This is a genomic window from Kitasatospora sp. NPDC034533 (assembly GCF_055575155.1).
Genome location: NZ_JBVITE010000002.1, coordinates 261249 through 281253, shown reverse-complemented (window position 1 = coordinate 281253; position 20005 = coordinate 261249). Strand labels below are relative to the sequence as shown.

General features: G+C 74.6%; 15 protein-coding genes, 1 tRNA gene and 1 riboswitch. Of the genes, 7 read left to right on the top strand and 9 right to left on the bottom strand.

Annotated elements, in window-relative coordinates; translation table 11 throughout:
- Positions 1-148: 148 nt before the first annotated feature.
- Positions 149-1216, top strand: a complete 1068-nt coding sequence (locus ACZ55U_RS02940; protein ID WP_465521716.1) for an EamA family transporter — start codon at positions 149-151, stop codon at positions 1214-1216.
- A 67-nt stretch (positions 1217-1283) separates the two neighbouring features.
- On the opposite strand, the gene ACZ55U_RS02935 is transcribed toward ACZ55U_RS02940, so the two are convergent.
- The 7 genes from ACZ55U_RS02935 to ACZ55U_RS02905 all read right to left on the bottom strand — a co-directional run bounded on the left by ACZ55U_RS02935 (position 1284) and on the right by ACZ55U_RS02905 (position 9367).
- Entirely contained in the window at positions 1284-2054 is a 771-nt protein-coding gene (locus ACZ55U_RS02935) for a pyridoxine/pyridoxamine 5'-phosphate oxidase (RefSeq protein WP_465521714.1), read from the bottom strand.
- Positions 2055-2617: 563 nt separating this feature from the next.
- Positions 2618-2917: a hypothetical protein gene (locus tag ACZ55U_RS02930; RefSeq protein ID WP_465521712.1), complete on the bottom strand. Its 300-nt coding sequence runs from the start codon at positions 2915-2917 to the stop codon at positions 2618-2620.
- A gap of 389 nt (positions 2918-3306) precedes the next feature.
- A complete protein-coding gene (locus ACZ55U_RS02925) occupies positions 3307-4671 on the bottom strand; it encodes an FAD-binding oxidoreductase (protein ID WP_465521710.1) in 1365 nt (454 codons plus the stop codon).
- Positions 4672-5204: 533 nt separating this feature from the next.
- Positions 5205-6428 carry an MFS transporter gene (locus ACZ55U_RS02920; protein ID WP_465521708.1) on the bottom strand — a complete coding sequence of 408 codons (1224 nt, stop codon included), beginning with the start codon at positions 6426-6428 and terminating at the stop codon, positions 5205-5207.
- A 45-nt stretch (positions 6429-6473) separates the two neighbouring features.
- Complete coding sequence (locus ACZ55U_RS02915) at positions 6474-7301, bottom strand: MerR family transcriptional regulator (RefSeq protein ID WP_465521706.1); 828 nt, start codon at positions 7299-7301, stop codon at positions 6474-6476.
- Between the two features lie 130 nt (positions 7302-7431).
- Positions 7432-7519: transfer RNA gene (locus ACZ55U_RS02910), tRNA-Ser, on the bottom strand.
- A 66-nt stretch (positions 7520-7585) separates the two neighbouring features.
- Positions 7586-9367 (bottom strand): S1C family serine protease, encoded by a 1782-nt coding sequence (locus ACZ55U_RS02905; protein WP_465521704.1) that lies wholly within the window; start codon positions 9365-9367, stop codon positions 7586-7588.
- A 219-nt stretch (positions 9368-9586) separates the two neighbouring features.
- Positions 9587-9731: riboswitch (TPP riboswitch) on the top strand.
- Here ACZ55U_RS02905 and ACZ55U_RS02900 point away from each other — a divergent pair.
- From ACZ55U_RS02900 to ACZ55U_RS02885, 4 genes are all read left to right on the top strand, one after another.
- A complete protein-coding gene (locus ACZ55U_RS02900; protein ID WP_465521702.1) occupies positions 9724-11211 on the top strand; it encodes a purine-cytosine permease family protein in 1488 nt (495 codons plus the stop codon). It overlaps the preceding riboswitch by 8 nt.
- Before the next feature lie 155 nt (positions 11212-11366).
- A complete protein-coding gene (locus tag ACZ55U_RS02895) occupies positions 11367-12191 on the top strand; it encodes a glycerophosphodiester phosphodiesterase family protein (RefSeq protein WP_465521700.1) in 825 nt (274 codons plus the stop codon).
- A gap of 423 nt (positions 12192-12614) precedes the next feature.
- Positions 12615-13034: an ATP-binding protein gene (locus ACZ55U_RS02890; RefSeq protein WP_465521698.1), complete on the top strand. Its 420-nt coding sequence runs from the start codon at positions 12615-12617 to the stop codon at positions 13032-13034.
- A 69-nt stretch (positions 13035-13103) separates the two neighbouring features.
- Positions 13104-14087, top strand: coding sequence for a DUF5926 family protein (locus ACZ55U_RS02885; RefSeq protein ID WP_465521696.1), 984 nt, complete (start codon positions 13104-13106; stop codon positions 14085-14087).
- Positions 14088-14280: 193 nt separating this feature from the next.
- On the opposite strand, the gene ACZ55U_RS02880 is transcribed toward ACZ55U_RS02885, so the two are convergent.
- Complete coding sequence (locus tag ACZ55U_RS02880) at positions 14281-14913, bottom strand: bifunctional DNA primase/polymerase (RefSeq protein ID WP_465521694.1); 633 nt, start codon at positions 14911-14913, stop codon at positions 14281-14283.
- A 612-nt stretch (positions 14914-15525) separates the two neighbouring features.
- Between ACZ55U_RS02880 and ACZ55U_RS02875 the strand changes: the two genes are divergently transcribed.
- Positions 15526-17004, top strand: a complete 1479-nt coding sequence (locus ACZ55U_RS02875) for a PP2C family protein-serine/threonine phosphatase (RefSeq protein WP_465521692.1) — start codon at positions 15526-15528, stop codon at positions 17002-17004.
- A gap of 126 nt (positions 17005-17130) precedes the next feature.
- Positions 17131-18630, top strand: coding sequence for an aminopeptidase P family protein (locus ACZ55U_RS02870; RefSeq protein ID WP_465521690.1), 1500 nt, complete (start codon positions 17131-17133; stop codon positions 18628-18630).
- Positions 18631-18708: 78 nt separating this feature from the next.
- Here ACZ55U_RS02870 and ACZ55U_RS02865 read toward each other — a convergent pair whose 3' ends face one another.
- Positions 18709-19434 carry a hypothetical protein gene (locus ACZ55U_RS02865; RefSeq protein WP_465521688.1) on the bottom strand — a complete coding sequence of 242 codons (726 nt, stop codon included), beginning with the start codon at positions 19432-19434 and terminating at the stop codon, positions 18709-18711.
- Positions 19435-20005 lie beyond the last annotated feature (571 nt).

The following is a 20005-nucleotide window of genomic DNA, read 5'->3' as shown; positions in this document are numbered from 1 at the left end:
CCTTGTTACTGACGGACCGTCGGATGATCTAGGCAGCCACGCCGGGGCGCCCGTCCGGGTCCACCCTTTCGGACGCACCCGTCCGGTTCCGTCCCGATTTTTGTAACGAGCTTGCTGGTTGGTCACTCCTTACGGCAAACTCGCGAATATGCCCACGTCCCATACCAGCGAAACCCCCACCGCCTCATCGTCGGCTCCTGCCGTCGCCGAGGCCCTGGCCATGCCGCCCGCCCCCAAGGGCGAGCCTGCCGGCGAGCGGGGCAGCTGGCGACGAGGCGGGTCGCCCGGCCCCGAGGCGCCACCCGAGATCCACCCCGGCCGCTCCACCGGCCGGGTCGGCAAGATCCTGCGGCGCCCGGACGGCATCCCGGCGCCGCTTCTCTGTCTGGCCGCCATGTTCCTGGTGCAGACCGGCATCGCCCTGTCCAAGCCGCTGTTCGGCCCGCTCGGGGTCAGCGGCACGACCTTCCTGCGGCTCGGCTTCGCCGCCGTCATCCTGCTCGCGCTCACCCGGCCGAAGCTGCGCGACAAGCGCCCGCGCGACCTCGCCGCGGCGGCGCTGCTCGGCATGGCCTCGGCGGGGATGACCTTCCTGTTCGCCGGGGCGATCGACCGGCTGCCGATGGGCACCGCCGCGACCATCGAGTTCCTCGGCCCGCTCGCCGTCGCCCTGGTCTTCGCCCGGCGCGCCAGCCACCTGCTGTGGGCGCTGCTCGCGGCCGCGGGCGTGGTGCTGCTGACCCTGCTCGGCGAGGGGGACGGCGGCGGGTCGCTCGACCCGGTCGGCCTGTTGTACGCGTTCGGGGCGGCCGCCTGCTACTCGCTGTACATCCTGTTCACCGACAAGGTCGGCGCGACCTTCCAGGGGTTCCAGGGCCTCGCGGTGTCGATGACGGTCGGCGCGCTGACGCTGGCGCCGTTCGGGCTCGGCGAGGCCTGGCACGGGCTGTCCGCGCCCGGCGCCTCGCCGCTGGGGCTGCTCGCCGCGGTGGCCGGGGTGTCGCTGCTGCTGCCGGTGATCCCGTACGCGCTGGAGATGACCGCGCTGCGGCGGATGCCGCAGCGGGTGTTCAGCGTCTTGGTCAGCCTGGAGCCGGCGGTCAGCGCGCTGGTCGGGCTGGTGGTGCTGGGCCAGCTGCTGGGCCTGCCGCAGCTGGCCGGGATCGGCTGCGTGGTGGCGGCCAGCGTGGGTGCCACGCTGACCGGGCGGCGCTAGGCGTCGCTAGGTGCACCGACCGCGGAGGTCGTCGGCGACGGGGATCGCGGTCGGAGGCGGAGAGGCCCTACGGCCAGAGCAGGGTGCGCGACCACTCCGGGGAGCTGACCGGGCCGGTGCGGGTGTAGCGCAGCCGGATGTGCCGGCGTTCGGCGTCGCCCTGCCAGAACTCCACCTCGTGGGCCCACAGGGTGTAGACCGCGTGCCCGGGTGCGACCGCGTCCGGGTGCGCCTCCAGCCGGCGACGGGCGACCGCCACCGCCTCGTCGTACTCGGCCAACGAACCCAGCGGCTCGCTCTGCCGCCCGACCAGCGCGCCGACCCGGGCGGCGGGCGAGCGGGTGGCGAACTCCGCGGCGGCGACCAGGTCGGCGGCCCGCTCGACGGTGCCGCGCACCCGCACCTGGCGGCCCAGCTGCGGCCAGTAGACGGTCAGCGCGGCGGCCGGGTGCTCGGCGAGCTGGCGGCCCTTGGGGCTGCGGGCGTCCGCGGAGAAGTTCCAGCCGGTGCCGACCGCGTCGACGTCCCGCAGCACCAGGACCCGGGCGTCCGGCATGCCGTCGGGGTCGACGGTGGAGAGGGTGAACGCCTGCGGGTCCAGCACACCGGCGTACAGCGCGGTGGCGAGCCAGTCCACGAACAGCGGGCCGGGCTCGGCGGGGGCCGCCTCGTGGTCGAAGGACGGCAGCGGGCGGGCCATCGGCGGGCGGCCGAGCAGCAGTTCGGGGACGGAACCGGGCCCGGGCCGATGGTCACGGACCGGCTCGGCCGGCTGCTCCGGCTCCGGTGCGGGCCTGGCTCCGTCCGGGCCGGTCAGGCCCTCCTCCTCCGCCGCCATCGCGCCGCCCTTCCTTCCGATTGCCGCGGTCGCCGCCCCTGGCCGGGCCGGTCCTTCCGGGCCCGGGCACGTGGGTGCGCTGTCGGAGCGCAACCGTACCGTCGTGCTTCCACGGCTCCGGGCGCGGGCCCTCGGTGGGCGGATCCGGGCCGGTCGGCGGGGAAATCCGGCGCGTGCGGTCCGGCGGGGCCGCCGCCCGGCGTTGCGTGTCGCGGCGTGCGTCGTCCGGCGCGTGCGCATCCGGCGTGTGTGTTCAGCCTTACGGGTTCCGGCGTTACGTGTTCCCGCGTTGCGCGTCCCGGCGTTACGTGTTCCCGCGTTGCGCGTCCCGGCGTTGCGTGGACCTCGCCCGCCGGGCGCACGCGTGGGCGGTGCCGATGGCGGCACCGCCCACGAGACCGGTTTCGCGGTGACCCTTTCCGCCGGCCGGTCGAATGCGCTGTTCCCTCTGGGTTCCCTCTGGTGTGATGCGTCGTATCGGTGCGTTGCTCCGGGGCGATGCGCCCGGATCCCCCGAGACCCCGCCACGTCAGGCGCCCCCGCCTTCCGTGGTGGGCGCCCGGTCAGTGGGAGGCCGGAGCGAAGATGACGTTGATGTTCTTGTCTCCCTGGCCGGCCAGGACGTTGCCCGCGTTGTCCTTCGCCGCGAGGGTGTTGTCCTGGTTCGAGGCACCGGTGCCGGTGGCCGTCTGCTGGGCGGAGACCTGGTTGCCGTCGATCCCGCCGAACACGTTGCCGCCTCCGCTGTTGGAGGCCGTGCCGTCGTCGGCGGCGGCAGCACCGGCACCGACCAGCAGCAGACCGGCCGTGAGTGGGCCGAGGAGTGGGAGTCCGAGCGCCCGGCGGGCGCGGATACGAACCATGGAGCCTCCAGGGAAGCCGTTCATCGGGCAAAAGTCGATCAAGGTCTGCAAGGTTCGTCGACCGGACGAACACCTGCGGGCTGCGACGCCGGAGGACAGCCTTCCGCAACAAATCGACAAAGCGCTAGCTCACAGAGCCGAATTCGCCCGTTAGCGTGATATCCGACCAGGCTGCGCATAACGCCGGAGAATGCGAAAAAGGCCGCCACCACACCCGGCCTGAGCTGCTGCTTTGACCTGACGGTCACCGGGTGTCGCCCCTCGGGGAGCGGCGCGACAGCATCACACGAACCGCCGGGCGCACCACCCCGGCGCGCACGAACGGTGAACACGCCCCGGAAAAGTTCGATCACCCCTGCATGTCGACTTTTCCAGTCATTTGCAGATCATCAGATCATCTTGCCGGGATTCAGGATTCCCAGCGGATCGAAGACCCCCTTCAGCTGCCGTTGCAGGTCCAGCGCCACCGGACCCAGCTCGCGGGCCAGCCAGTCCCGCTTCAGCAGACCCACCCCGTGCTCGCCGGTGATCGTGCCGCCCAGTTCCAGGCCGAGTGCCATGATCTCGTCGAAGGAACGCTGGGCACGGGCCGTCTGCTCCTCGTCCGAAGCGTCGAAGATGACGATCGGGTGGGTGTTGCCGTCCCCGGCGTGGCTGACCACCCCGATGGTCAGCCCGTGCCGCTCGGCGATCACCGCCACGCCGTTCAGCATCTCCGCCAGCCGGGAGCGCGGCACCGCCACGTCGTCGATCATCGTGGTGCCCAACCGGTCCAGCGCGGGCAGCGCCATCCGCCGGGCGGCCAGCAGCAGATCGGACTCCGCCTGGTCCTCGGCCGGCACCACCTCGGTCGCCCCGGCCGCCCGGCACAGCTCGGCGACCCGGGCCAGCCCGTCCTCCCGGTCCGGCCCGTCGAAGGCCACCAGCAGCAGCGCCTGGGTGGCCTCCGGCAGCCCCATCCGCCCCAGCTCGTTGACGGCCCGCACCGAGACCGCGTCCATCAGCTCCATCAGCGACGGGGTCAGACCGCGTGCCATCACCTCGCAGACCGCCGCCCCGGCCGCGTCCGCGCTCGGGAACTCCGCCGCCAGCGCCAGCTGGGGAGCGGGCGCCGGCCGCAACGCCAGGACCGCCCGGACCACCACGCCGAGCGTCCCCTCCGAGCCGACGAACAGCCTGGTCAGGTCGTACCCGGCCACGCCCTTCGCCGTGCGGCGGCCGGTGGACAGCAGCCGCCCGTCCGCCAGCACCACGTCCAGGCCGAGCACGTACTCGCTGGTGACGCCGTACTTCACGCAGCAGAGCCCGCCCGCGCCGGTGCCGATGTTGCCGCCGATCGTGCAGGACTCCCAGCTGGACGGGTCCGGCGGGTACGCGAGGCCCAACTCCTCGGCCGCGCGCGAGAGTTCGGCGTTCACCACGCCGGGCTCGACGACGGCGATCCGGTTCACCGGGTCGATCTCCAGGATCCGGTTCAGCTTCACCAGCGAGAGCACGACGCAGCCGTCCACCGCGTTCGCCCCGCCCGACAGGCCGGTCCGGGCCCCCTGCGGCACCACCGGGACACGCAGTTCGGTCGCGGTGCGCATCACGTGCTGCACCTGCTCGACCGTCTCCGGGAACACCACCACGGCGGGCAGACCGGCCATGCAGAAGCCCGCCATGTCGTGGCGGTACGCGGCGGTCACGTCCGGATCCACCACGACCGCCCCCTCCGGGAGCCCCTGCGCCAGTCGGTCAGTCAGGTCACTCATCGCCGCCTCCAGTCGCCGCCCGGCCGCCTCCACCTCCGCACTCTGCCCGCCGCCCGGTACCCGGGCAAGTGGGCCCCGGCGGGGAGGAGGGGCGGGGGTGAGCGGCGGACGACGGAGCGCATCCGGCGGGGCGGCGCAGGTGGGGAGGAGGAAGCCAACGCCCCGGGCAAGCGGGCCCCGGCGGGGAGGAGGGGCCGGGGGTGGGCGGCGGACGACGGAGCGCGTCCGGCGGGGCGGGGCGGGCGAGGAGGAGGAGGAGGAGGCGAACGCCCCCGGGGCAAGCGGGCCCGGCGGGGAAGGACGGACGGGGGCGAGCGGCGGACGACGGGGCGGGACAAGGCGACGAAGAGGAAGCGAACGCCCCGGGCAAGCGGGCCACGGCAGGGAAGGACGGACGGGGGCGAGCGGCGGACGACGGAGCGCATCCGGCGGGGCGGCGCAGGTGGGGAGGAGGAAGCGAACGCCCTCGGGGCAAGCGGCCCTCAACCAACAGGACCGGCGGCGGAGCGCCCTCCAGCCGCTCCCCGGGCCGGTCACGCGCGCCGGAGGACCGGCCCGGCCAAGGCCGCCAGACCGGCAGCGGCGGTGGCGAGGGCGCAGAGGAGGGTGGGCAGGACGGCGCCCGCCGCGTCCGCGAGCAGGCCCAGCAGGGCGTTGGAGAGCACCAGGGCCACGCTCTGCACGAGCGTCAGCAGCGCTTGCACCCGCGACAGGTGGGTCGGCGGCGCGCCGCCCAGCACCAACGGGCCGAGGTGGCAGGCGAAGAGCCCCGAGCCGAGGCCCGTCACCGCACTGCCGACCACCGCCGCGCCCGGCCCCGCGGCCAGCGCCAGCAGCGCGGTCCCCGCCGACGCCGTGCAGAGCCCGGCCGCCGCCCCCGCTCCGGCCCGGGGCAGTGCGCCCCGCCACGCCACCAGGCCGGCCACCGCCAGCACCCCGGCCGCCTGCCCGCCGCTCACCAGCCCCGCCGTCCCCGCCGCCCAGCCGTGCGCCCGGGCGAGCAGCGGAACGAGCAGGGACACCACCGGCAGCAGCGCCCCGGCCGCCGCGCCGGTGAGCAGCAGTGCGGCGCGCAGCAGCGGGTCGGCCAGGGCGAGCCGGACGCCGGACGCCGCCTCGCGCAGCAGGCCGGTGCGCGGGCCGCCCGGAGCAGCCGCCTCGGGCCGGACCCTCAGCAGGACCAGCAGCACGACCCCGAAGCTCACCGCGTCCGCCACCGCCGCCCCGGACAGCCCGCCGGACGCGACCAGCAGGCCGCCCAGCGGCGCCCCGAGCAGGACGGCGACCTGCCCGCCGGCCTGCCGCAGGGCGAGCGCCCGGGGCAGCCGGTCGGCGGGCACCAGCCGGCTCGGCATCGAACCGCTCGCCGGGAGGTAGAAGGCGTCGACCGTCCCGATCACGGCCGCCGCCGCGACCAGCAGCCACGGCGGCGTCCCCCGGTCGGCCACGGCCAGCGCCAGCGCGACGGTCGCGGCCAGCATCACCGCGTCCCCGGCGAGCATCACCCGGCGGGCGCCGAACCGGTCCGCGACCGCGCCGCCCAGCAGCACCAGCGCGGTGCGCGGCACCGTGATCGCCCCCAGGACCAGCCCGGTCGCGCCGCCGCCGTGCGCGGAGGCGGCCCAGCCGAGGGCGAAGTACAGCGCCGCGTCGCCGAGCAGCCCGGCCTGGGTGCCGACCAGCCAGAGCAGGTACGGCCGGGGTAGTGCGACTCGGGTCGGTGCGACTCGGGTCGGTGCGTCGGTGGTGGTGGTCACGCCGGGCGACGCTAGGGCCCTCGACCCGGTCGAGGGCAAGCGCCGCTACGGCCGGACGACCGGTTCCTGGAGCTCGGTGACCCACCCGGCCGGGTCCTCCGGGCACTCCAGGTACAGCTCCCGGGCGTAGCCGGTCGAGCGGTAGCCGTTCTCCTCGATGAAGCGGGCCAGTTCCTGGCTGGTGCCCAGCACCCCGTCCATCGAGCCGCGGTGCACGACGGTCGCCGCCTCCTCGATCGGCGCCAGGTCGAGCACCTCGAAGCCGTGCCCGTCCGGCCGCACCGACGGGCCGACCGGGACGGCGGCCAGGACCAGCACCGCGCCGTCGCCCTCCGGCGCGTCCTGGTAGCGGGCGACGGACGGCCCGGTCGCCTCGATCCCGGCCTCGGCCAGCCGCCGGCACAGCTCGGTGAACAGCGGCCCGATCACCGGCCCGATGTCCTCCGGGTCGTAACTCGCGGCCACCGCCGTCAGTTGGGCCACCCGGACGGACGGCACCGGCTTCACGACGACCTCGTGTGCGGACATGGTCCCCTCGCTCTCGATCGTTCGGAGCCTCGCCTCCACCCGGGCCAGCCGCAGCTCGTCGGCCGCGATCGCCTCGGCGAGCTGGGCGCGCCGCAGCCGCAGCATCCCGCGCAGCTCGGCCGCGTCCGGCCGCTCGTCCAGGACGGCCCGCACCTGTTGCAGGGTGAAGCCGAGCTCCTTGAGCGCGATCACCCGGTTCAGCCGGGCGAGTTGGGAAGCCTCGTAGAGGCGGTACCCGCTGACCGGGTCCACCCGGGCGGGCCGCAGCAGCCCGATCGCGTCGTAGTGGCGCAGCATCCGTACCGACACCCGGCCGTGCTTGGCGAAGTCTCCGATGTTCAACATGGTGCGACCACTCCACCCCCTGCCACCGTGTCAGGGTCAACCCCCGCCGTCCGCGCCCCGCCGGAGAAACACCGAGGGCGGGTGCCGAACGTTGTCGGCACCCGCCCTGAGCAGGTGGTTCTCCTACCGGCGGAGAGCGTGGGATTCGAACCCACGGTACGGGGTCACCGCACGACAGTTTTCAAGACTGTTCCCTTAGGCCGCTCGGGCAGCTCTCCAGGCGGAGGTCAGCCTAACGGGTCCGGCGGGGTTCGGCGCACACGTTTCGGTGGGGCCGGGGGTCGTCACTGGTCGCCGACGCGCTCGGCCAGGGTGACCTTGGTGGTGAGGGTCTGGCCGTTGCGGGTGTACTCGACGTCGACGGTCTCGCCGGGCTTGTGCGTCCAGATCCGGCTGACCAGGGCGGGGCCGTTCTCGATCGGGGCGCCGCCGAGCTTGGTGATGACGTCGCCCGGCTTGAGGCCGGCCTTGTCGGCCGCGCCGCCGGGGGTGACGGCCGGCTGGCCCTGGATGTCCTTCGTCTGGATCTGCGCGCCGTCGCCCTTGTAGTCGTCGTTGCGGAGCACGTCGAGCTTGGCGTAGACCGGCTTGCCGGTCTTGATCAGGGTGTCCGCGACCCACTTGGCCTGGTTGATCGGGATGGCGAAGCCCAGGCCGATGCTGCCGGCCCGGCCGTTGGCGGAGGCGTTGGACTGGATCGCCGAGTTGATGCCGATCACCGCGCCGCCGGAGTCGAGCAGCGGACCGCCGGAGTTTCCGGGGTTGATCGAGGCGTCGGTCTGGAGGGCGTTCATGTACGAGGCCTGCGCGCCGGTCTCGTCGCCGGAGGCCACCGGGCGGTCCTTGGCGCTGATGATGCCACTGGTGACGGTGGACTCCAGGCCGTACGGCGCACCGATCGCGACGGTGGCGTCGCCGACGTTGACCTTGTCGGAGTCGGCCAGCGGCAGCGGGGCCAGCTTGCTCTTGGGCGGGTTGTCGATCTTGACGACGGCGACGTCGTAGCCCGCGGCGTGGCCCAGCACCGAGGCGCTGTAGGAGCTGCCGTCGGCGAATTTGACGGTCAGTTTGCCGCCGTTGAGGGTCGGCGCGACCACGTGGTTGTTGGTGAGGATGTGGCCCTCGGTGTCGAAGACGAAGCCGGTGCCGGTGCCCGACTCGCCGTTGCCCTGCGCCTTGATGGTGACGACGCTGGGCAGCGCCTTCTGCGCGATGGCGGCGATCGAGCCGGGGGTGGGCTCGCTCTTCTGGGTGTCGCTGGCCTGGACGGTGGTGCTGCGGTGGTCGCTCGCGGAGCTGCTGCGGTCGGCGCGGTCGGCGACGGTCACGCCGAGCGCGCCACCGGCCAGACCGGCGACCAGCGCGACGGCCGCGAGCAGGGCGACCAGGCCGCCGCGCTTCTTGCCGGGGCGGCCCGGACCGCCCGGGCCCCCGGCGTACTCGGCCGGGTAGCCGACCGGGCCGCCGGGGTAGCCGGTGCCGCCGGAGTCGGGGGCGGGGCCCCAGCCGCCGAGCGGCTGACCGGCCCCGAACGGGTGGTGGGCGTGCGCGGCGGGGGCGCCGGGCGCGGCCGGAGCGGCGCCGTACCCCTCGTGCGCGCCGGCGGCCGGGACGCCGTGGGTCGGGGTGGCGTACGGGTTGCCGGACGGCGGCAGGGCCGGGGCGGCGGGCGGGGCGGGCGGCAGGACCGGCGGCGGGGCGTCGATGTACCCGGTGGCCGGGTCGACGGCGGGCTCCTGGGCGGCGGGCGCGGGGGACGCGACGGGCGCGGCCGGCGGCTGCGGTGCGGGCACCTTGGTGAAGGCGACGGTGGGCTTGTGCCCGCCCTCCGCCGCAACGCCCTCCGCCGCGGCGGCACCCGCGGCAACGCCGTCGACGGGCGCCGCCCCGGCGGCGGCAGCGGCGTCGGCCGCCGCGCCGGCCTCCGGCTCGGGCACCCGGCGGAACGCCATGGTCGGCTTGTGCCCGCCCTGAGCGGGGCCGTCGGACCCGGCCTCAGCCGCTCCCAGGCCGGCGGGCTGCTCCCCCTGCGGCCCGGTGGGCCCAACCTCGCGCTCGGTGCTCACGGACGACCTCCATAGCTGACAGAACCAAGGACCATAGTTTTTCGCACTGTCGATTCGATTGCCGTAAGGACCCCTCTGAAGAACTCATAAGAATCCTTAGCCGGCCCCGACCTCGGTGCCGTCGGCCGGGGCTCCCTCCCCCGCCGGGCGTCCCGCGATGCGGACCGCGCACCCCTCGGCCTTGGGCGTTCGCCCCCGTCCCGGTTAGCCTGTCGCTGAAAACTGACACGCGGGAGCTTGGACCCACCAGGCTGAGAGTGCGCATGTCGACCGTACGCCACCGGAGTGACGGACGTTCGAGGGGGCGCTGACCGCCGGAACCTGTCCGGGTAATGCCGGCGTAGGGAGTATCGGCCATGCCGCCTGCTTCGCCATCCTCTTCTCCGGACGCGAACGCGTCCAAGGACCTCCCCGGGGCCACGCCCCCCGCAGGCACCGCGCCCACCGGGACCACCGGGACCGCCGCGACCGCCGCGACCGCCGCGACCGCCGTGCTGGAACGCCCCGAGCGCACCGAGCGCACCGAGCACGTCGAGGCCCCCCTGGTCCTGGACACCGAACCGCCGCGCACGCTGCGCTTCCGGGACCAGTTCGCGCTCTGGATGAACCTGGGCGTCAGCCTGATCGGCTTCTCCACCGCCGCCACCGTGCTCGGCGCCCGCGGCAGCGAGCTGTCGCTGGCCGCCGCGGTGACCGCGATCGCGGTCGGTACGGCGGTCGGCACCGCGATGCTCGGCGTGGCCGCGGTGATCGGCGCCCGCACCGGCGCCCCCGCGATGGCGAACCTGCGCGGGCTGTTCGGCACCCGGCTGTCGTACCTGCCGACGGTGCTGAACATCGTGCAGTGCGTCGGCTGGGGCGTGTTCGAGCTGCTGACCATCTCGGCGGGCGCCCAGACCGTCGCGCACACCAGCGGCTACCGCTGGCTGTTCGTCCTGCTCGCGGGCGCGCTGACCACCGCGCTGACCATCTGGCCGCTGGGCTCGATCGCGGTGCTGCGCCGGTTCGTGGCCGGGGCGGTCGCGGTCGCGATGGTGTACTTCACCGTCCAGCTGGGCCGCCAGGGCGTGCCGGACCCGGGCGCGGGCAACTGGCACGGCTTCCTGGGCGCCACCGACGCGATGATCGCGGTGTCGATCTCCTTCGTCCCGCTGGCCGCCGACTACACCCGGCACTCGCGCTCCCCGCGCTCGGCCTTCTGGGGCAGCTTCTCGGGCTACACCCTCGCCCAGGTCTGGTGCTACGTGCTCGGCCTGATGGCGCTGTTGCAGTCGGACGGCGACCCGAACCGGATCTTCGACTCCTTCCTCGGGGTCTGGGCCGGCTGGCTGTTCCTGCTGGTGCTGGTGCTGCGCGAGACGGACCAGTCCTTCGCCAACGTGTACTCGACCGCGATGTCGGTGCAGAACCTGCTGCCGAGGGTGGACCGCCGGGTGCTCTCCGGCGCGATCGGCACCCTGACCACCGTGCTGGCGCTTCAGATCCACGAGTTCACCGACACCTACTACGGCTTCCTCGGCCTGATCGGCTCGGTGTTCGTGCCGCTGCTGGCGGTGCTCGCGGTCGACTACTTCCTCGGCGCCGGACGGCACGGCTGGAACCTCTCCGCGGACGCGCCGTCCCGCTGGCCGATGCTGCTGCCGTGGCTGCTGGGCTTCGCGGTCTACCAGTTCATCGCGCCGACGAACGTGGCCGGCTGGTGGACGGACTTCTGGACCTCCGCCCAGGAGGCGCTGCACTTCACCCCCCGGGAGTGGACCTCCGCCTCGCTGTTCGCCTTCCTGGTGCCGGCCCTGGTGACCTGGGCGCTCACCCCGCTGAGCCGGCGGACCGCCCGGCGCTGAGGCGGCCCGCGCCGAGGCGGCCGCGACGCCCGGCGCCGAGGCGGCGGGAACGCCCGGCGGGCCGGAACCACGCGGACGGGTCGCGGACGAAGACGGCCCCACAGGTTGGGGCCGTCTTCGTCCGCGCGTCACTTCCGCCGCCTATCGTTGGGCCCGTGACCAGCCCAGACCTGTCCCCGGCGGCGGCGCGCACCGCGCCTCCCGTCCAGGTGATCGCCCACCGCGGTTCCTCCCACGCCCTGCCCGAGCACACCCTCGCGGCCTACCGGCGCGCGCTCGACGAGGGCGCGGACGCGCTGGAGTGCGACGTCCGGGTCACCGCCGACGGCGTGCTGGTCTGCGTGCACGACCGCCGGATCGGCCGGGTCTCCGACGGCCGGGGCACCGTCTCGGCCATGACCCTCGCCGAACTGGAGGCGTACGACTTCGGCGCCTGGAAGACCGGCCGCCCCAGCACAGACCCGGAGCTGCGCGGCGTGCTGCGGCTGGATCGCCTGCTGGAGCTGGTGGTGGAGTGCGGCCGCCCGGTGGACCTGGCGATCGAGACCAAGCACCCGGTGCGCTTCCGCGGCCGGGTGGAGGCCGAGCTGCTGCGGACGTTGGAGCGGTTCGGGATCGGCGCGAGCCGGGAGGGCGACCGCCCGTCCGCCCGGATCATGAGCTTCTCCTCGATCGCGCTGAACCGGGTGGCCGCCGCCGCCCCGGAGTACCGGCGGGTCTTCCTGTTCGAACGACCGCTGCCGCTGCTCGGCCGGCTGCGCGCGGGCTCGCCGCTGCCGGGCGGGGCGCGGATCGCCGGCCCGGGCATCGAGCTGGTGCGGGCCCGCCCGCGGCTGGTGACCAGGCTGCGCGAGCTGGGGCACGAGGTCCACGTGTGGACGGTGGACGAGCCGGCCGACGTCGAGCTCTGCCTGGAGCTCGGGGTGTCCGCGATCATCACCAACCGGCCCGCGGAGGTGCTGGCGCAGCTCGGCCGGTGATCCGCCGACGCACCGAGCGCGATAGCCGCGCCCGGCCCGATCGCTCTCGTCGGCAATCAAACGCTCCTTGCTCGATATTGCCGGAATTCATTCACCCGGGCGACGGAGGGTGAGCGCGGAATGACCTGATGTCGACTGTCGGTCGCTGTGCCCGAAATGGACTCGCGGGATCGTCCGGTGCTCGTTTCCGACGCATTACCAAGGGGCATCTCTCCCTCGGCAAACGCTGAAGGAGGTCCGGGGGTGGCGTTGATGGCGGCGCGTACTGTGCCCATAGAAGCTGGGCCGACCTCATCGACCATGGCAGTGCCGCACGGCCCGGCGAGTGTCGGGGTCGCGCGGCGCCGACTGCGTCGAGATCTCGGCGACCGGCAGATACCGGAACCGGTCATCGATGATGCCGTTCTGATCCTTTCCGAGCTGTTGAGCAATGCCTGTCGGTACGCCCGTCCGCTGGGCCCGCTGTCGGCCCTGGGCCGCGGCGCCGGGGCCGAGGTGCTCGGGCAGGTGCTGGTGGGCGTCCCGTCGGGGCCGCACTCCGCGCCGGACGGCCGGGAGGCCGCCGAGGGCTCCGCCGAACCGGACGGCGGGGTACTGGTCCGCTGGCAGATGCACGCCGACGGGGTGCTCACCCTGGAGGTCACCGACGGCGGGGCGGCCACCCGGCCGCTGCCCGCGAGCCCCTCGCTGACCTCGCGCGGCGGCCGGGGCCTGAGCATCGTCGGCCGGCTGGCCAGCGACTGGGGCGTGCGCGACTCCCCCGGCGAGGTCACGGTCTGGGCCGCGCTGCCCGCCCGGGCCCGGCACGCCCGGCGCACCGGAGGCGATGCCCGCAGCGCGTGAGCCGGGCGCGGGGAATGTGTCGTTAGGCTTCCCGGGACACAGGACCACCGTTCCCGGGAGAGCCGCAGCATGGGCAAGAAGGCCGCCAAGAAGGCGCCGCAGCGCCAGTCCACCACCGCCGTCACGGGTGAGATCCCCGTGGTCGGGGCCCGCGAGGACTGCCCCTGCGGCTCGGGCCGCCGGTACAAGGCGTGCCACGGCCGGGAGGCCTCGCACGCGGTGCAGGAGCTGGTGCACCGGCCGTTCGAGGGCCTGCCGGGCGAGGCCGACTGGGTGGCGCTGCGCGAGCTGGTGCCGGCCGCCACGGTGCCGCTGAAGCTGGCCGCCGGGGTGGCCGCCGGCGCGATCGGTGACGTCCCGTCGGTCACCCTGGCCACCGTGCTGCCACTGGCCTGGCCGGCCCTGCGCCGCCAGGACGGCTCGATCCTCCTCGGCCTCCAGACCCAGTCCGCCTCCGGCGACCTCAGCCGCGACCTCGCCGACGCCCTGGAGCTGGCCCTGGCCACCGAGCCGGGCAGCCCGGTGCCGGCCCGCCGGACCGTCCCGGGCGGGCGCCGCCTCCAGGACCTGCTGGACACCACCGCCGCGTTCGAGCCCGCCGTGCACACCGGGTTCGAGTTCTGGCTGGAGGACGCCGAGTCCGCCACCGGCGAGGTCGCCGCCTCGCTGGAGCGCGCCAACGCCTCGGCCATCCCGACCGAGAAGCTCGCCGGCGTGGACGCCGCGTACTGGTGCGGCACCCCGGACAAGAACCACCTGCGCTGGGTGATGACCGTGCCGGAGGAGCGGCTGCTGGACGCACTGGCCCGGCTGAACGCGGCCGGCGAGGCCTCGCTCGGCGCGGACACCCGCCTGGTCGGCTCGTTCCGCGCGCACGGCCTGACCGTCCCGGTGTGGGACCTCCCGCTGACGATGACCGCCGCCGACTGCGAGAAGCCGGCCGCCGAGTTCGCCGAGCGGCTCGCCGCCGTGCTCGCCGACGGGACCCCGCTGACCGCCGAGGAGCGGCGCGCCCGCGCGAACCTGGTGAACCGTCAGGTCACCCTGAACTAAAGCACTCGGGATCGGCGTGATACGCGTCACATTGTCGCGCCGAACGCGCAATTTCCGGGCGTGCAGGGCGTCTTGGAAATTGGCGCGGGCGCAGATCCTTGTTACTGTCTAAAGGGTCCGGCCGCTGGTGCATCCCCCGTCGCCAGCGGCCGGATCTTTTGTTTTCCGGAGCGCCCCGACGCGGCGCCCGCCCTCAGTAGGCCGAACGTCCGCTGTCCAGCCGGACCGTCGCCTCCACCAACTCCCCCAGCAGCGGCCCGACCTGCGGCAGCCAGACCCCGCCGGCGCCCGGTCGCGGCGCCAGCACCCAGCGCACCCTCCCGGCCCCGCCGCCGGGCGGCAGCGCCAGGAAGCCACCCGGGCCGTGGTAGCGCAACGAGCCCGGCACCCAAGGGAGTTGGGCGAGCATCTCGCCGAGCACGTCCAGTGAGTACGGGGCCACCAGCAGCGCGTAGCGGCCCGGCATCGCCAGCACCGGGCCGAGCGGCAGCCGCAGCGCGCCCAGGTAGGCCAGCGCCCGGGCACCGGCCGCCGCGGGCAGGCTGACCGCCGACACCGCGGAGCCGGTGGCGGCCAGCACCGGCGCGTCCGGGCTCCGCCGCTCCCACCACCAGCGCACCATCCGGGCGTCCGTGGTGGCGGCCAGCAGCGGGGGGTCGTGCGGGTGCGCGCCGGGGACGACGCAGTCCGGGTCGCCGCAGGAGCAGCGGCCGTCGCGCAGCACGGTGCCGGGCACCACGGGCCAGCGGTGCTCGACGGCGGCCGTCAGGGCCGCGGCCAGCCGGGCGGCACGTGCCTCCGACCGGTCCTTCGGGTTCTCACGCATGGCGCTCGTTCCTTTCCCTGACCGCTCGGTTCGCCCCACCCCGCCAGGCGTCCGTCGGGATCCTCCGCGCGGGCCCGCCGCGGCACGGCCCCGGGCGGAACGGGCGGGGCGGGCGGCAGGACGGACGGCGCGGCTTCGACGTGGAGCGGGGATGGAGCACGACTGGAAGGGCCGCGCACTGGAACAGCCCTTGGAACGAGAATCCCGTACGCGACCGGATGGACGCCGCCCGGGCGCGCTTGGTTCCACCGTACGAGTGAGAGAGTTCCGGCCGGGGCGGCTCGCGGGCGGCACGGACATACGATCCGGACGGCCGCCCGGGCCGTCCTCCCGGTTCTGCCCGTTCGCGGCCCACCCCATGCCTCCCGGCCCACCGGCGCGTGCACGGGCCCGCGCGCCCCGGTCCGGTCGCGGCGGATCAGGAAACGGCCACGGCGCCGTCCTGGATCTGGACATGCCCCGAATGGCCTGTGTAGAAGTGGTGGCATTGCTGTCGATCAATGACGAGTAGTAGCGAATCGAGGCGAAACACGCCCTTCGGCCGTGCTCGCTCCACATTGGCCTTACCTGGGGGTTTCGCATGGCACGTAGCACCGCGTCAGGAGTGGCGGCATGAACGAGTCCCATCCGTCGACGGCCGTCCCGTCGACGCCGACCGCCGAGCCGGACGCATCCGGCTGCGCAGGCGGGCTCACCGTCCTCGACCCGCCGGGAACGCCCGGCCCCGTCGACGCCCGGGACGACCCGCCCTGCCCGGACGGCGAGGACGGCCCGGCGGACGACCGCACGGCACCCTCCGCCGCCGTGCAGGACCGTTTGGCCGGACGCCTGTCCGATATCACCAGCCTGCACGAGCACACCGAGCTGCTCGCCCGGACCCGCGGCCTGGCCGCCACCCTGGACGCCGTCCTCGCCTCCGGTGCCACCATGCTCGGCGCCCGGCGCGGCATGCTCGTCACCAGGCTGCCCGGCGGCGGGCCCGGACAGCCGGTCGGCCTCGACCTCGACCGCGCCAGCCTCGGCGCCCTGGAGACCGTCCCGGCCGAGCAGAGCCTGCTGGCCCGGCTGCTGCGCGAACAGGACCGGCCCGACCAGCTGCACTCCCCCGACCTCGCCGAGGACCCGGCCGTCGGCCCCCGGCTGCGCGAGCTCGCCGTCCACCTCGGCCTCGGCGGCGCCTTCGGCCTGCCGCTCGCCACCGACGAGGACGGCCCGCTCGCCGCCGCCCTCTGGTTCTACGACGAGCCCGCCGAACCGACCGAGTGCCAGCGCACGCTGGCCCGCCACTACTGCGAGATCGCCTCGCCGCTGCTCGCCAAGCAACTGGAGTCGGACCGGATCGCGCGCACCACCGAGGCGCTGCGCCGCGGCCTGCTGCCGGACCGGCTGCCCCACGCGGCCGGACTGCGGCTGGCCGCCCGGCTCGTCCCGGCCGGGCTGGAGCACTCCGTCGGCAGCGACTGGTACGACGCGATCCCGCTGCCGGACGGCACCCTCGGCCTCACCGTCGGCTCGGTCTCCGGCGACGGCCCGGGCGCCGGCCCCGGTTCCGCCCCCGGCACGGCCGCCGCGATGGGCCGGGTCCGGGCCGCGCTGCGGGCGTACGCGGTGCTGGAGGGCGAGGACCCGGTCTCCGTCCTGGGGGACCTGGAGCTGCTGCTCAAGACCACCGAGCCGGCCCGCACCGCCACCGCCCTCTACGCCTGGGTCGAGCCCGAGGAGCGCCGGATCACCCTGGCCGGCGCCGGGCACTGCCCGCCGGTCCTGGTCGGCCGGCACGGCGCCGAGTTCGTCGAGACCTCGCTCTCCGCCCCGCTCGGCATGCTGGCCTGCTGGGAGGCCCCGGGGGTGGAGTTCACCGCCGAGCGCGGCGACACCCTGCTCCTCTACACCGAAGGGCTGGCCCGCCGCTGCGGCCCGACCCTGCACACCGGGCAGGCCAACCTGCGCCGGGCCGCCGCCGACGCCCCGCGCGACGTGCGGATCGACCCGGACCGGCTCTGCGCCCACCTGCTGGCCGTCTGCCCGGACCCCCAGTCGCTCACCGCCGCCACCGACGACCTGATGCTGCTGGCGGCGCGCTTCGAGTAGCAGTTCGAACCCGGAGCGTCCGGGCGGCCGGGCGTCCGTACCATGGACGCACGGCCGCCTGCGCGTGTCGCGATCCGACACCTCCCCCGACGGGCGGCGGTACCACCCCCCAAGGAGGCGTTGCACGTGAGCGAGGACCGTACCCCCGCGGTGGCCGAGAACCCCGAGGCCGAGGGCGGCGAGGAGCCCGAGCAGTTCAAGGGCCGCAAGAACGGTCTCTACGGCGAGATCTCCGACGAGCTGGCCGCCTCGATGAAGTCCGGCTGGGCCGACACCGAGTTGCACGGCCTCGCCCCCGTCGCCCAGGCCCGGTACGCGGCCGAGCGCCGGGCCAAGCTGTCCGCCGCCTTCCCCGGCGAGCGCCTGGTCGTCCCGGCCGGCAACCTGCGGGTGCGCTCCAACGACTGCGACTACGCCTTCCGCGCCGCCAGCGAGTACGTCCACCTCACCGGCGACCAGACCGAGGACGCGGTGCTGGTCGGCGAGCCGACCGGCGCGGCCGGGCACGAGTTCGCGCTCTACCTGCTGCCCCGCTCGAACCGCGAGAACGGCGAGTTCTGGCTGGACGGCTACGGCGAGCTGTGGGTCGGCCGCCGGCACAGCCTGAGCGAGCAGGAGCAGCTGCTCGGCCTGCCCGCCCTCGACGTGCGCGAGGCCGCCGAGGCGCTGGCCGCCAAGGCCGCGGACCCGGCCGTGCCGACCCGGATCGTCCGCGGCTACGACGCCGGCCTGGAGGCCGCGCTGGCCGACGCCCTGGACGCCGGCCGGGACGCCGAGTTCAAGGAGTTCCTGAGCGGCCTGCGGCTGGTCAAGGACGAGTGGGAGATCGGCGAGCTGCGCGCCGCCTGCGACGCCACCGTCAAGGGCTTCACCGACGTGGTCCGCGAGCTGGGCCAGGCCGTCGCCACCTCGGAGCGCTGGATCGAGGGCACCTTCTGGCGCCGCGCCCGGGTCGAGGGCAACGACGTCGGCTACAGCACCATCGCCGCGGCCGGCCCGCACGCCACCACCCTGCACTGGGTGCGCAACGACGGCGAGGTGCGCCCCGGCGAGCTGCTGCTGCTGGACGCCGGCGTGGAGACCAGCACGCTCTACACCGCCGACGTCACCCGCAGCCTGCCGATCAACGGCCGGTTCAACGAGCTCCAGCGCCGGATCTACGACGCGGTGTACGACGCCCAGGAAGCCGGCATCGCCGCGGTCAGGCCTGGCGCCCGGTTCCGCGACTTCCACGAGGCGTCGCAGCGCGTGCTGGCCGAGCGGCTGCTCGCCTGGGGCCTGCTGGACGCCTCGGTGTACGACGTGGAGAAGGTCCTGGAGCTCGGCCTCCAGCGCCGCTGGACCCTGCACGGCACCGGCCACATGCTCGGCCTGGACGTCCACGACTGCGCCCACTCGCGCACCGAGGAGCACGTCGACGCGCTGCTGGTGCCCGGCATGGTGCTGACCGTCGAGCCCGGCCTGTACTTCCAGCAGGACGACCTGACCGTGCCGGAGGAGTACCGCGGCATCGGCGTCCGGATCGAGGACGACATCCTGGTCACCGCCGACGGCAACGAGAACCTCTCGGCCGGGCTGCCCCGCCGCGCCGAGGACGTCGAGGCGTGGATGGCCTCGCTGGCCTGAGCGCCGTAGCGGTCGCGCGAGAGGGCCCGGTCTCCCGAGCAGTGGGAGACCGGGCCCTCGGTCATCGGCGTGGGGCCGTCACCGGGCGGAGGAGAGGCTCCGGAGGGGCGTCCGGTGGTCGTTCGCCCGGGCGCCCACCTGGACGTTCACCCCGTGCTGCGAGGGCTTGGTCATCGTGATCCGGAAGACGTACTCGGCCGAGTCGCCCGAGCGCCCGGCCTCCAGCCCGGCCGGGGCGAGCGCGGTCAGGCCGCCGCAGTCGTCGTGCAGCGCGACCGGGGTCCACGCGTCGCCGGCCTTCGCCTCCAGGACGACGTCCCCTTCGTCCACGCCGTAGGGGCTGGACACGACCACCTCGGGGCGCAGGTCCGCGGTGCCGTGCGGCGCGGTGACGGTGAAGCCGAACTCGGCGGGGGTCGTCCCGGTCCGGAGGTCCGTGGTCGACACCCGGCTCACCCACGGGCCGTCGAGGTCGACGACCGCCGCGTGCAGCTCGGCCTTCGCCATGCCCCGGGTGTCCGTGGAGTTCGGCACCGGGGCGTCCGCCTCGATCACGAGCGGGCCCGGGCGGTTGGCCGTGGACAGCCGCATCCGGTACTCGATGGTCCGGCTCTCACCGGCGGCGAGCGTGAAGGCCCCGTCGCCGCGGTTCATCACGTAGTCCATCCCGTTGCCCTGGCTGAGGTGGTCCAGCGTCTTCCAGCCCGAGGCGTCCTTGCGCTCCAGGGTCCCCTCCGCCGCCGCGAAGACCAGCGGGCAGGGTGGTGGGGGCCTTGGCGGCCGTCCTGGTGTCCGTCCCCGCACCCGCCCCGGCGGTCCCGGCGCCGGGCCCGGCGGCGGCCGGAGCGGTGGGAGCCGGAGTGGTGGCGGCCGCGGAGGTGGGGGCGGGGACGGCGCCCGCGCCGGGGGTGGCCGACGAGGTGACCGCGGGAGCGTCGGTCGGAACGGAGGCGGCGACGGACGCCCCGCCGTTGGTCGGGCCGCAGGCCGCGACACCGACGGCGGCGACGACGGCCAGCGGGACGATCTTCGCAATACGGGCGATAACGGACGCGTTCATGTGACAGTCCCCCCACAGGACAAGGTGATGGTGTGATCCGAAAGAGCGGGCGCCCACTGTCGCGCCCCGAGGAGTCGGCCCGAGCCCCCCGGCTCTTCGCCGGCCGCCCTCCCGCCTCTCACTGACAGAGACGTCCATCCCCCCGGGGGGTTGCAGCCCGGTTCGAAGAATTTTCCACGGGCTCGCCCAGGAACACCGAAAGGCGGGGGGGGGGGGGGGGGAGAAGGGGGGGGGGGGGGGAAGGGAGGAGAAAAGAAAGCGGGCTCTGCCTCACCACCCCCCAAAAAGGGTGGGGGGTAGAGGGGGTTGGGAAAA

Bases quoted from the DNA above. Each gene is read 5' to 3' on its own strand.
- ACZ55U_RS02940 (WP_465521716.1), top strand. From the start codon at position 149: ATGCCCACGTCCCATACCAGCGAAACCCCCACCGCCTCATCGTCGGCT.
- ACZ55U_RS02935 (WP_465521714.1), bottom strand. From the start codon at position 2,054: ATGGCGGCGGAGGAGGAGGGCCTGACCGGCCCGGACGGAGCCAGGCCC.
- ACZ55U_RS02930 (WP_465521712.1), bottom strand. From the start codon at position 2,917: ATGGTTCGTATCCGCGCCCGCCGGGCGCTCGGACTCCCACTCCTCGGC.
- ACZ55U_RS02925 (WP_465521710.1), bottom strand. From the start codon at position 4,671: ATGAGTGACCTGACTGACCGACTGGCGCAGGGGCTCCCGGAGGGGGCG.
- ACZ55U_RS02915 (WP_465521706.1), bottom strand. From the start codon at position 7,301: ATGTTGAACATCGGAGACTTCGCCAAGCACGGCCGGGTGTCGGTACGG.
- ACZ55U_RS02900 (WP_465521702.1), top strand. From the start codon at position 9,724: ATGCCGCCTGCTTCGCCATCCTCTTCTCCGGACGCGAACGCGTCCAAG.
- ACZ55U_RS02885 (WP_465521696.1), top strand. From the start codon at position 13,104: ATGGGCAAGAAGGCCGCCAAGAAGGCGCCGCAGCGCCAGTCCACCACC.
- ACZ55U_RS02880 (WP_465521694.1), bottom strand. From the start codon at position 14,913: ATGCGTGAGAACCCGAAGGACCGGTCGGAGGCACGTGCCGCCCGGCTG.
- ACZ55U_RS02875 (WP_465521692.1), top strand. From the start codon at position 15,526: ATGAACGAGTCCCATCCGTCGACGGCCGTCCCGTCGACGCCGACCGCC.